The following is an 11,983-nucleotide window of genomic DNA, read 5'->3' as shown; positions in this document are numbered from 1 at the left end:
CCACCCGACGGGTATCGACCTCCGCGATCACCTCTTCGGTCGGCAGGTCCACCTTCAGTTCGATTCCGGCGTCCTCGGCCAGATGCCCCACGTTGCTCAGTGCACTCTGCACGGTGGTGCGCAGATCGACCGCCTCGACGGACAACTCGGCGACACCCGCGTCGTGCCGGGAGATTTCGAGCAGGTCATTGAGCAGCGACTCGAACCGGTCCAGTTCGTTGACCATCAGCTCGGTGGAGCGCGCCAGGGTCGGGTCCAGGTCGGCGCTGTGGTCATAGATCAGGTCGGCGGCCATCCGGACCGTGGTCAGCGGGGTACGCAGCTCGTGGCTCACGTCAGAAGTGAAGCGGCGCTGCAGATTACCGAACTCCTCCAGCTGGGTGATCTGGCGCGACAGGCTTTCGGCCATGTCGTTGAACGACACCGCCAGCCGGGCCATGTCGTCCTCGCCGCGCACCGGCATGCGTTCGGACAGATGCCCTTCGGCGAACCGTTCGGCGATGCGCGACGCCGATCGCACCGGCACCACCACCTGTCGCGACACCAGCAGCGCGATTCCGGCCAGCAGCACCAGCAGCACCGCGCCGCCGGTGATCATGGTGCCGCGCACCAGCTGGATGGTGGCCTGCTCGTTCTTCAGCGGAAAGATCAGGTACAGCTCCAGGTTGGCCACCTGCGACGACGCCGGCGTACCGATGATCAGTGCCGGTCCCGAGAACCCGTCGGTGTGCACGGTGGCGTACTGGTAGGCCGCCTGCCCGGCCTTGACGAAGCCGCGCAGCGAACCGGGCACCTGGTCGACGGGACCGGCCGTGGTCGCGGCGCGGGGGCCGTCGCCGGGCACCATCAGCACCGCGTCGAAGGCGCCAGCCATCCCGGCACCCGATGCCGGGTCGGTCTTGGAAGTCAGCGTATTGCGCGCCAACTGAAGGCTGCTGTCCAACGAACGCGCCTCTTCGCCGTTGACGATTCCACCCACGGTGGTGCGCGCCCGTTCGATCTGCTCGATGGCGGCCCTGACCTTGACATCGAGCACGCGATTGGTGACCTGACTGGTCAACACGAAGCCGAGCGCGAGGATCACCGCCAGGGACAGGCCCAGGGTCAGCGCAACGACCCGAAGTTGCAGCGAGCGCCGCCAGGCGATGCCCACGGCCCGACTCACTGCGCCCATTCCGCGAGTCATGGGGCCGGAGCGCCCCCAGCGGCTCCGAGTCCGTCGCCGGGAGCCCCAGATCACTGCCGGCGCTCCTCCCCAACGCGACGCTCTACATCGTCGCCGCCGGTCACGGAGGTCCGGCCTTGTAACCCACTCCTCGAACGGTCAACACCACGGTCGGGTTTTCAGGGTCTTTCTCAACCTTGGCCCTCAGACGCTGGACATGCACGTTCACCAGGCGGGTATCCGCCGGGTGACGATAGCCCCACACCTGTTCGAGCAGCACATCACGAGTAAACACCTGCCGCGGTTTGCGCGCCAACGCCACCAGCAAGTCGAACTCCAGCGGGGTCAGGGAAATCTGCTCGCCGTTGCGCGTGACCTTGTGCGCCGGCACGTCGATCTCGACGTCGGCGATGGACAGCATCTCGGCGGGCTCGTCGTCGTTGCGCCGCAGCCGCGCCCGCACCCGGGCCACCAGCTCCTTCGGCTTGAACGGCTTCATGATGTAGTCGTCGGCGCCCGACTCGAGGCCCAGGACCACGTCGACGGTGTCGGTCTTGGCAGTCAGCATCACGATCGGCACGCCGGAGTCGGCGCGTAACACCCGGCACACGTCGATGCCGTTCATGCCGGGCAGCATCAGGTCCAACAACACTAAATCGGGGCGCAATTCGCGCACCGCAGTCAGGGCCTGGGTGCCGTCACCGATGACCGCAGTGTCGAAACCCTCCCCACGAAGCACGATGGTGAGCATCTCGGCTAGCGAAGCGTCGTCATCGACGACCAAAATCCTTTGCCTCATGAAGACCATGGTGTCACCAGATCGGGACAAAATTGGGGCGCCACACGGGCGTTTCTTCGCACGAGGGCCAATTTTGGATGCAAATTCGGGTGAATTCGGTTATTCGGGTGCCGCGGCGCGTCCGTTCTGGCCGGTCGCGGCATCCTCGCCACCGGTCAACGCGGTGGCCAGCCGCCCCGGATCGACGTCCGCATCGACGGCTAGCCAGCGGCCACCCCAATCCGCGGCGGCCAGGTCGGCGTAGACCGCGGCGGTGCGTTGCTGCAGTCCGTCGTCGCGTTCGTAGCTGTCGCGGGCCCGGCCCGGATCGGATTCGGCCCGGCTGCGGGCGCGCTGGCCGGCCAGCTCGGCGGGCACCGCGAGCAGCACCTGCCAGTCGGGCGTGGGCAGGCCGAGGCGCTGGTATTCCAGCGCGTGTATCCATTCCACGGCCGGCCCGGCCGCATCCTGGTGTAGACGTGCGGCGGTATAGGCCGCGTTGGAGGCGACGTAGCGATCCATGATCACCACGTCGTAGTCGCGGCGCAGCGCCTCGATTTCGCCGACCGCCCCGGCTCGGTCCAGCGCGAAGAGCATCGCCATCGCATAGACCGATGACGCCAGGTCGCCGTGCTCGCCGTGCAGGGCCTCGGCTGCGATGTCGGCGGTCACCGATTGCCCGTATCGGGGGAAGGCCAGCATGGCCACCGATTTGCCGTCGGCCTCGAAGAGGTGGCGAAGCTTGTCCGTCAGCGTCCGCTTTCCGGCGCCGTCAATGCCTTCGATCGCGATCAGCACGGCGCGAGCCTATCGCCGCCGAGTGCCGCGCTGGCGCGACACTCGGCCGGCGACTGGTCAGTAGCGGTAGTGGTCGGCCTTGTAGGGGCCGTCGACGTCGACGCCGATGTACTCGGCCTGCTCCTTAGTCAGCTTGGTCAGCTGGCCGCCGAGCGCCTCCACGTGGATGCGGGCCACCTTCTCGTCGAGGTGCTTGGGCAGCCGGTAGACCTCGTTGTCGTACTCGTCGTTCTTGGTCCACAGCTCGATCTGAGCGATGACCTGGTTGGAGAAGCTGTTGCTCATGACGAACGACGGGTGTCCGGTGGCATTGCCGAGGTTCAGCAGCCGCCCCTCGGACAGCACGATGATCGACTTGCCGGTGTCCGGGAAGGTCCACAGGTCGACCTGCGGGCGGATGTTGGTCTTGGTGGCACCGGACTTCTCCAGCCGGGCGATCTGGATCTCGTTGTCGAAGTGGCCGATGTTGCCCAGGATCGCCTTGTCCTTCATCGCCTTCATGTGCTCGAGGGTGATGATGTCCTTGTTGCCGGTGGTGGTGATGATGATGTCGGCCTCGCTGATCACGTCCTCCACGCGCTTGACGTCGAAGCCCTCCATCAGCGCCTGCAGGGCGTTGATCGGGTCGATCTCGGTGACGGTCACCCGCGCACCCTGGCCGGCCACCGACTCGGCCGAACCCTTACCGACGTCGCCGTAGCCGCAGATCAGCACCTTCTTGCCGCCGATCAGCACGTCGGTGCCGCGGTTGATGCCGTCGATCAGGGAGTGCCGGCAGCCGTACTTGTTGTCGAACTTGCTCTTGGTGACCGAGTCGTTGACGTTGATCGCCGGGAACGCCAGATCGCCGGCGGCGGCGAACTGGTAGAGCCGCAGCACGCCGGTGGTGGTCTCCTCGGAGACGCCCTTGATCGACGCAGCGATCTTGGTCCACTTGTCCTTGTCGGTCTCGAAGCGCTTGCGCAGCAGGTTCAGAAACACCCGGTGCTCGGTCGAGTCGTCCTCGTCGTCCGGCGGCACCACACCGGCCTTCTCGTACTGCGCGCCGCGCAGCACCAGCATGGTGGCGTCACCACCGTCGTCCAGGATCATGTTGGCCGGCTCGTCGGGCCAGGTCAGCACCTGCTCGGCCGCCCACCAGTACTCCTCGAGCGTCTCGCCCTTCCACGCGTACACCGGAACGCCCTTGGGCTCCTCCGGGGTGCCGTGCGGGCCGACGACCACCGCGGCGGCGGCGTGGTCCTGGGTGGAGAAGATGTTGCAGGACGCCCAGCGCACCTCGGCGCCCAGCGCTACCAGCGTCTCGATCAGCACCGCGGTCTGAACGGTCATGTGCAGCGACCCCGAGATGCGTGCACCCTTGAGCGGCTGCACGTCGTGGTACTCACGGCGCAGCGACATCAGACCCGGCATCTCCTGCTCCGAGAGCTCGATGTCCCGGCGACCGTAATCGGCCAAGGACAGATCGGCGACCTTGAAATCGATCCCGTTTCGGACGTCGGGGGTGAGTGCGTTTTCGGTCGTCGTCATAACGTTTCTTCCTCTTTCGGCTCGCTCGGATCCAAGCGGTAATTAGCTTAGGTATGTTCTTCCGCCACTGTAGTCGCGGGTTGGCGCGTACCTCGGGTCAGGGAAGGTCAGGGGATGTTAATGACGCCGTGACGCTCGGCGAACGGTGTCATCAACCGGGCCAGATCGGCCGCCACATCATGGTCGGCCTCGGGCGGCATCGACACGTAGCTCAACGCCAGTCGCACGATGGCGCGCGCCAGCACGCCCGCGTCCTCGTCGCTGGTGGCCACCCAGCTATGCGTCAGCGCCGTGGTCAGCCGCTCCGAGGCACGGGTGATGATGGGAGCGCTGCCGGTGGTGATGATCTGCAGCAGGTCGGGCTTGGCCACACCGGTGAGCAACGAGATCACCAACGGGTCGGCCGACAACTCAGTGAACAGGTCGCGGAAGCCCTGCAGAAACGCCTCATAGAGGTTGCCGACGTGGGCTTGCAGCGCGGCATTGACCGCATCGACCAGGCGGTCGGCTAACCGCAGTCCATAACCCTGGGCCAGGCCTTGCCGGGAGCCGAACTCGTTGTAGATCGTCTGCCTGCTGATGCCCGCGGCCCGGGCCACGTCGGACAGGGTGATGGCCGACCAGTCCCGGGTCAGCAGCAGATCGCGCATCGCGTCCAGCACCGAGTCGCGCAGCAGGGCACGCGACGCCTCGGCATACGGCATCCGCTTCACAGGCGCGACAATAGCGGCTCGGGCCGCCGCGTTGGCCAAGATCACTGCGCCGTTCGCCCCCGCAAGCGGGAGGTGCCCCCGCTTCATCGCTACGCTCTGCATCGTCGCCGGCGCTGATCACGAACGAGCGATCTCCACCATCTCGAAGTCGGTCTTCGCCGCGCCGCAATCCGGGCAGCTCCAGTCCTCGGGGATGTCGTCCCAGCGGGTCCCGGGGGCGATGCCGTCTTCCGGCCAGCCCTTGGCCTCGTCGTACTCGAATCCGCACTGCACGCAGATGAAAAGCTTGTAGTCGGTCATGTCGTTGCCCCAATCTTTTCGAAGTCGGGCTTCTCCCGGACGGCGCAGTCCGGGCAGGTCCAGTCGTCGGGAATCTGATCCCACCGCGTGCCGGCCGGAAACCCTTCCCGGACATCGCCTTTGGCCTCGTCGTAGACGTATTCACACACCGGGCAGCGGTAGGCGATCATGCGGCGTATTTCGCCAGCAGCTTCTCGCGCAGCCGGGGCTGCACGTTGACTTGAGTGATGTCGCCGCCGTAGTGCGCCAGCACCCGGTGATCCATCACCTTGCGCCACAGTGGCGGGAAGTAGGTGAGCGAGATCATTGACGCATAGCCGCTCGGCAGATTCGGCGCCCCGGCCATGCTGCGCAGCGTCTGGTAGCGGCGGGTCGGGTTGGCGTGGTGATCGCTGTGCCGCTGCAGGTGGTAGAGGAACAGGTTGGTCACCACATGGTCGGAGTTCCAGCTGTGCACCGGGGTGCACCGCTCGTAGCGGCCGCTCGAGTTCTTCTGCCGCAGCAGGCCATAGTGCTCCAGGTAGTTGACCGATTCCAGCAGGCTGAAGCCGAAGACCGCTTGGATGACCACGAACGGGATCAGCGCCGGGCCGAAGATCGCGATCAGCACGCCCCACAGCACCACCGACATCAGCCAGGCGTTGAGGACGTCGTTGGACAGATAAGTCTTGGGGTGCCACGGGTTGGCGCCCTGCCGGCGAATCCGTTGCGCCTCCAGCCGCAATGACGAGCGCAGACTGCCGAATACGCTGCGCGGCAAGAACTCCCAGAACGTCTCGCCGAACCGCGCCGACGCCGGATCCTCCGGCGTGGCCACCCGCACGTGGTGGCCACGGTTGTGCTCGATGTAGAAGTGCCCGTAGCAGGTCTGCGCCAGGGTGATCTTGGACAGCCAGCGCTCCAGCGAGTCCTTCTTGTGGCCCATTTCGTGCGCGGTGTTGATGCCGACGCCACCGAGCACGCCGACCGACAGCGCCAGCCCGAGCTTGCCGGCCCAGCCAAGCGGGGCGCTGAAGCCCAGCCAGCTCAGATTCGAAGCGGTGAACAGGTAGGCGCCGAAGATGACGCTGAGGTACTGGAACGGGACGTACACATAGGTGCAGTAGCGGTAGTACTTGTCATTCTCCAGCCGCTCCATGACCTCGTCGGGCGGGTTCTGCCCGTCCGGCCCGAAGCGCAGGTCGAGAATCGGCAACACCACCCAGAGCAGAATCGGCCCGATCCACAACGGCACTTGCGCGGCGGCATGCCAGCCCAGCCGGTTCACACCCCAGATGAGCGGCAGCATCACCAACAACGCCGTCGGGGCGATCAGCCCCATCAGCCACAACCGGCGCTTCTTGTCCCGCCAGGCCGGCGGCTCGGATTCCCTGCTCAGTTGCGGTTCGAATGTGGTCATATGCCAAACCTCCTTGTGAGTCACACCACGTTGAGGTTGGACAATATCGACGTTTACGTCTTGTGTCTAGACAAAAGATGCTAATTTGTAAAGCCGATCGAACGGCTAGGGAACCGGGGTGTTGGGATCGGCCGCCAGGGAGCCGCTGAGTTCGGTCTCTCGTAGTTCCCGGCGGCCCTGCCCGGAGTGCCAGTAGCCGTATCCGGCGTAGATCGCGGCTCCCACCACCAGCCAGACACCGAACCGGACCCAGGTGAGCGCGGTGAGGTTGAGCATCAACCACACGCACGCGGCGATCGAGGCGATCGGGAGCACCGGCACCCACGGCGCCTTGAAACCGCGCTCCAGGTCCGGCCGGGTTCGGCGCAGGACGAGCACCCCGGCCGAGACCAGGACGAAGGCGAACAACGTTCCGACGTTCACCATCTCCTCGAGCTTGGTGATGGGAAACACCGATGCCGTCACGGCGACCACCACCGCGACCAGCACGGTGATCCGCACCGGGGTGCCCCGCGTACCGGTCTTGGCCAGCGACCGCGGCAACAGCCCGTCGCGCGCCATCGCGAACAGGACCCGGCACTGGCCGAGCATCAGCACCATCACCACGGTGGTCAGACCCGCCAGCGCGCCGATGGAGATGATCTTGCTCGCCCAATGGATGCCGTTCGCGGTGAAGGCGGTGGCCAGGTTCGCCTGCCCATGGCCCGGGACCGTCTTGAGCTGGGTGTAGGACACCATGCCGGACAGCACGATCGCGACGGTCACGTAGAGCAGGGTGACGATGCCCAGCGACGCCAGGATCCCGCGCGGCACGTCGCGCTGCGGATTCTTGGTCTCCTCGGCCATGGTGGCCACGATGTCGAACCCGACGAACGCGAAGAACACGATGGACGCGCCGGCCAGCACGCCATACCAGCCGTAGTGGCTGCTGTGTGCGCCGGTCAGCAACGACAACACGGATTGATCGATACCCTTGGCCTCGCGACCGGCCTCCGCCTTCGGGATGAACGGCGAGTAGTTGGCGCGCTTGATGTAGAAAACGCCGACCACCACGACGAAGATCACCACCGACACCTTGATCCCGGTGATCACCGCGGAGAACCTCGACGACAGCTTGGTGCCCAACGCGAGCAGTGTCGCCACCCCCGCGACGATCACCAACGCCCCCCAGTCCAGCTCGGTCGATCCGAATTTCGCCGTGCCACCGGCGAATCCGAACACGGTACCCAGATAGCTCGACCAGCCCTTGGCCACCACGGCGGCACCGATCGCCAGTTCCAGCACCAGGTTCCAGCCGATGATCCAGGCCAGGAACTCGCCAAAGGTGGCGTAGGAGAAGGTGTAGGCGCTACCGGCCACCGGCAACATCGAAGCGAATTCGGCGTAGCACAGCGCGGCCAGCGCGCAGGTGCCCGCCGCGATCACGAACGACACCCAAATGGCGGGACCGGTGATGTCGCCGGTTGTCGACGCGGTGATGGTGAAGATGCCGGCGCCGATCACCACCGCAACACCGAACACGACCAGGTCCCGCCAGGTCAGGTCCTTGCGCAGCTTGGTGTCCGGCTCGTCGGTATCGGCGATTGATTGCTCGATCGACTTGGTGCGCCATCGATTGGCCATTCGCTCGCCCTTTCCCAAAACGCCGAGAGCCATTGGACCGTCACAGTACTGGGTACTCTTCGCCAATGCCGGGTAGCGCAGCGACGGCCAGGGACCATGCCGTGGTCATCGGGGGAAGCATCGCTGGTCTTTGTGCGGCGCGGGTGCTTTCGGATGCGTATTCGCGGGTGACGGTGTACGAGCGTGACGAGTTGCCGGACCAACCGGCGAACCGGGCGACGGTGCCCCAGGACCGGCACCTGCACATGCTGATGGCGCGCGGGGCGATGGAGTTCGAGAGCCTGTTCCCCGGCCTGCTGGACGACATGGTGGCCGCCGGCGTGCCCAAACTCGAGAACCGGCCCGACTGCATCTACCTGGGCGCCGCGGGCCACGTGCTGGGCACCGGGCACACCCTGCGCGACGAGTTCACCGCCTATGTGCCCAGCCGTCCGCACCTGGAATGGCAGTTGCGCAAACGAGTGCGCGACATCGACAACGTGACGGTGACGCGGCGCTCGGTGGCCGAACCGCGATTCGACCGCACGCGTCAACGGGTGACCGGTGTGCTGCTCGATCGGGCCGATCACGAAAGCACGGAACCCGAGTTTGTGGAGGCGGACCTGATCGTGGACGCGGCGGGCCGCGGGACCCGGCTGCCGGTGTGGCTGACCCAATGGGGATTCCAGCGCCCGGTCGAACAAGAGATGAACATTGGCATCCATTACGCCACCCAGCAGTTCCGCATCCCCGACGGGCTGATCGCGGAGAAGGTGGTGGTCGCCGGCGCCTCCCATGACGAGTCCCTGGGACTGGGCATGCTGTGCTACGAGGATCGCAGTTGGGTGCTCACCACGTTCGGCGTGGCAAACGCCAAACCGCCGAAGACCTTCCCCGAGATGCTGGAGCTGGCGCAGCGGCTGCTTCCGGCCCATTTCAACGCCGCGCTGGCGCAGGCCGAACCGCTGGGCGAACCGGCATTTCACGCCTTTCCGGCCAGCCGGTGGCGTCGCTACGACAAACTGGATCGCCTTCCGGCCGGCGTCATCGCCTTCGGCGACGCGGTGGCCAGCTTCAATCCCACCTTCGGGCAGGGCATGACGATGACCTCGCTGCAGGCCGGTCATCTGCGCCGGGCGCTGCAATTGCCCGACGACCAGGTTGCCGCGGCGCTCAACCGGGCGACCGCCAAGAGCACCTTCCCGGTGTGGACGATGAACGCCATCGGCGACGTCGCCTTCCACCATGCCGGCACCAAGGGGCCGATCCCCTGGTGGTGGCGGCCCTCAGGCGCGCTGTTCGATCAGTTCCTGGGCGCCGCCGAGACCGAGCCCGTTCTGGCGGAATGGTTCCTGCGACGGTTCTCGCTGCTCGACAGCCTCTATATGGTTCCGCCGCCGCGGATCGTCGGCCGCACCATGGCGCACAACCTGCGGCTGTGGCTGGGCGAGCGGCGCGAGGCCGCCAAAGAGCGGAGCCCCCTCAAAGTCCAACCGTCGCCCTGAACAGCTTGGTGGGTTCGTGCGCGACCAGCCGGATCGGGGCGTCGTCGGCCGCCACCCAGGCGGCCATCCCCCGTTTCAGGGTCAGCGAGCCGGACTTGCCGTGCACCGTCGTGCAACCTTGACTGCACAACAAGATCTGCGGCCCGTCGTGGCTGCACGTCGCGTCCACCTCGTGCCCGACCAGCTCGTCGTCGAGTTCGAGCAGCGCGACCGCGAACTCGTCGGTCGGCGTCTCGTAGATAAGGCCGAGGCCCTCGCGGCGGATGCGAGGCCGCAGCTGCTCCTCCGTGGTAGGGGCGAAGTCCAGCACCCGCAGCAGCTCGGGCACATCGACGTGCTTGGGGGTCAGGCCGCCGCGTAACACGTTGTCGGAGTTGGCCATCACCTCCACCGCGAACCCGCGCAGATAGGTGTGCAGATTGCCGGCGGAAACGAAGATCGCTTCGCCCGGAGCCAGGGTGACGCGGTTCAGCAGCAACGCCGCCAGCACCCCGGCGTCACCGGGATAGCGTTCGCCGAGCTCGAGCACCGTCTTGGCCTCGGCCGCGAATTCGGTTGCCCCCGAACTGAGGTAGGCGATCGCGCCGTCCAGCACGGCGTTCACCAGCACGTCGACGTCGGGCTGCGGCGCGGTGATCCACGTGGTGAACAGCGCGCGCAGGCCATCGGCGTCGGACTGGTCGTTCAGCAGGTCGATGAACGGGTCGAGGTCGGAGACGGCCAGCGCCCGCAACAGCTCGACGGTGCGCGACGCCGGGCGGAAGCCGGCCAGCGCCTCGAAGGGATGCAATGCCACCAGCAACTCGGGCTTGTGCGATGTGTCGCGATAGTTGCGCACCGGCGAGGTCAGCGGAATGCCGACCCGCTCCTCGCGCAAATAACCCTCGGCCGCCTGCGCGGCACTCGGGTGGGCCTGCAAGGACAGCGGCTCGTCGGCGGCCAGCACCTTGACCAAGAACGGCAGCACGTCGCCGAAGCGTGCCCGGGACACCGGGCCGAGCTGCCCCTCGGGGTCGTCGCCCAGTGCCTCGAGCAAAGTGATTTCGCCGTTGTCCGTCTCCAGCCAGGCCGGATCGCCCGGGTGCGCTCCGAACCAGAGCTCGGCCTCCGGATGGGCGGCCGGAACTGGACGCTCGGTGAACTCGGCGATGGCCGTACGTGAACCCCAGGCGTACGTTCTCAAGGCTCCGCGAAGCAGCTCCACTGTTGTTATCTATCCCCGCACCAGTCGCCGATAAACCGCGGCCATCTCCAGCCGGACGGCCAATACTGCCAGTTGCTGTTCGGGGCTGATCGCACCCCCCAACGCCGGCGCGACCGTCGAACCGGCCGAGCCGCCGGGCCCGTCGGGCACGTCCTCGGCGGCGAGCAGGTACACGTCCTCAAGCCCGGCGGTCCGGGCCGCCACCACGGTCTGCTCGGCGGACAACGTCAGCGCGAGCACCCGAAGCCGGTCGGGCAACGGGCCGTCGATTTCTTCGTCGTAGAACAGGGCGTCCACCGAGGAGGATCCGTCGGCGGCCATCGCCCGCAACTCCACCAGCGCATCGGACAATCCGGTGGCGGCCACCACCTCGCGCGCGAGCCGCAACAGCGTTGAACTGCCGTGCCGGGCCAGCGCCAGGGTGGCGGCGCAGTCGCCGGCCAGCACCAACCGGCGACCGGCCAGGCGTGCGGCGATGGCCTTGGCCGGATTGGTGAACAGCTCGCGGCCGGCGCTGTTGCGCAGCGCCTCGGCGTCCAACGCGTCGGCGAGCAGCGCCAGGTCGATACTCGGCCGCGGGTCCACCGCGTGCAGCACGGCCAGCCCGGCGGCCAGATACCGGCACAACCCGAATTCGTCGGGAACCCACACCCGGGGTGACAGCACCGCCACCCGGCCGGCGGTGGAGTCCCGCAACGGACCCTCATACGGCGCGGCCACCACCACCCGGGCGCCACGGCGCACCCCGGTCGCGGCGGCGGCGACCAGCGCGGGATCACCCGGATCGTCGCCCGCGACGATCAGCACATCGAGCGGACCCACCCACGGTGGCGCGTCCGCGGCGAGCGTGAAGGGCTGCGACGCCACTCCCCCCACCGTCGCGGCCAGGATCGTCCCGGCGGTTTCGGCGGTGCCGCGGCCGCCCACCCAGATGATGCTGCGCGGACGGTCATCGGCGCGAAGCAATTCCAGCGCGCCCTCCTCCACCG

12 protein-coding genes are annotated in these 11,983 nt (G+C 67.0%); 1 reads left to right on the top strand and 11 read right to left on the bottom strand.

Annotated features, from left to right (window positions below; genetic code table 11):
* The 9 genes from mtrB to A5625_RS06080 all read right to left on the bottom strand — a co-directional run.
* The coding region (gene mtrB / locus A5625_RS06120) for an MtrAB system histidine kinase MtrB (RefSeq protein WP_082984298.1) at nucleotides 1–1,240 on the bottom strand (1,240 nt) is incomplete at its 3' end.
* Between the two features lie 46 nt (nucleotides 1,241–1,286).
* Nucleotides 1,287–1,973, bottom strand: coding sequence for a two-component system response regulator MtrA (mtrA, locus tag A5625_RS06115; RefSeq protein WP_066990218.1), 687 nt, complete (start codon nucleotides 1,971–1,973; stop codon nucleotides 1,287–1,289).
* A gap of 90 nt (nucleotides 1,974–2,063) precedes the next feature.
* Complete coding sequence (locus A5625_RS06110) at nucleotides 2,064–2,741, bottom strand: dTMP kinase (protein ID WP_066990215.1); 678 nt, start codon at nucleotides 2,739–2,741, stop codon at nucleotides 2,064–2,066.
* A 57-nt stretch (nucleotides 2,742–2,798) separates the two neighbouring features.
* Nucleotides 2,799–4,271, bottom strand: coding sequence for an adenosylhomocysteinase (gene ahcY / locus A5625_RS06105; protein WP_066990212.1), 1,473 nt, complete (start codon nucleotides 4,269–4,271; stop codon nucleotides 2,799–2,801).
* Nucleotides 4,272–4,378: 107 nt separating this feature from the next.
* The gene (locus tag A5625_RS06100) at nucleotides 4,379–4,975 is read right to left on the bottom strand and encodes a TetR family transcriptional regulator (RefSeq protein ID WP_082984297.1); all 597 of its coding nucleotides are present in this window, start codon (nucleotides 4,973–4,975) and stop codon (nucleotides 4,379–4,381) included.
* 126 nt (nucleotides 4,976–5,101) lie between these two features.
* A complete protein-coding gene (locus A5625_RS06095) occupies nucleotides 5,102–5,284 on the bottom strand; it encodes a rubredoxin (protein WP_066990206.1) in 183 nt (60 codons plus the stop codon).
* Entirely contained in the window at nucleotides 5,281–5,454 is a 174-nt protein-coding gene (locus A5625_RS06090) for a rubredoxin (RefSeq protein WP_066990204.1), read from the bottom strand. The genes A5625_RS06095 and A5625_RS06090 overlap by 4 nt, the downstream gene beginning before the upstream one ends.
* Nucleotides 5,451–6,683 (bottom strand): alkane 1-monooxygenase, encoded by a 1,233-nt coding sequence (locus tag A5625_RS06085; RefSeq protein ID WP_066990200.1) that lies wholly within the window; start codon nucleotides 6,681–6,683, stop codon nucleotides 5,451–5,453. The genes A5625_RS06090 and A5625_RS06085 overlap by 4 nt, the downstream gene beginning before the upstream one ends.
* A gap of 105 nt (nucleotides 6,684–6,788) precedes the next feature.
* The gene (locus A5625_RS06080; protein WP_066990221.1) at nucleotides 6,789–8,306 is read right to left on the bottom strand and encodes an amino acid permease; all 1,518 of its coding nucleotides are present in this window, start codon (nucleotides 8,304–8,306) and stop codon (nucleotides 6,789–6,791) included.
* 101 nt (nucleotides 8,307–8,407) lie between these two features.
* On the opposite strand from A5625_RS06080, the gene A5625_RS06075 reads away from it, so the two are divergent.
* On the top strand, nucleotides 8,408–9,790 hold the full coding sequence (locus tag A5625_RS06075; RefSeq protein ID WP_156747986.1) for an NAD(P)/FAD-dependent oxidoreductase: 1,383 nt from the start codon (nucleotides 8,408–8,410) through the stop codon (nucleotides 9,788–9,790).
* On the opposite strand, the gene manA is transcribed toward A5625_RS06075, so the two are convergent.
* A complete protein-coding gene (manA, locus tag A5625_RS06070) occupies nucleotides 9,768–10,994 on the bottom strand; it encodes a mannose-6-phosphate isomerase, class I (protein WP_066990196.1) in 1,227 nt (408 codons plus the stop codon). The genes A5625_RS06075 and manA overlap by 23 nt on opposite strands.
* 9 nt (nucleotides 10,995–11,003) lie before the next feature.
* Nucleotides 11,004–11,983, bottom strand: a 980-nt coding sequence (locus A5625_RS06065; protein WP_066990193.1) for a TobH protein, incomplete at its 5' end; no start/stop codon positions are given.

Source organism: Mycobacterium sp. 1465703.0, assembly GCF_001672975.1.
In the GTDB taxonomy this organism is placed as follows: Bacteria; Actinomycetota; Actinomycetes; order Mycobacteriales; family Mycobacteriaceae; genus Mycobacterium.
Note: the sequence above shows the minus strand (reverse complement) of the source record. Positions and strands in the feature narration are given on the sequence as shown.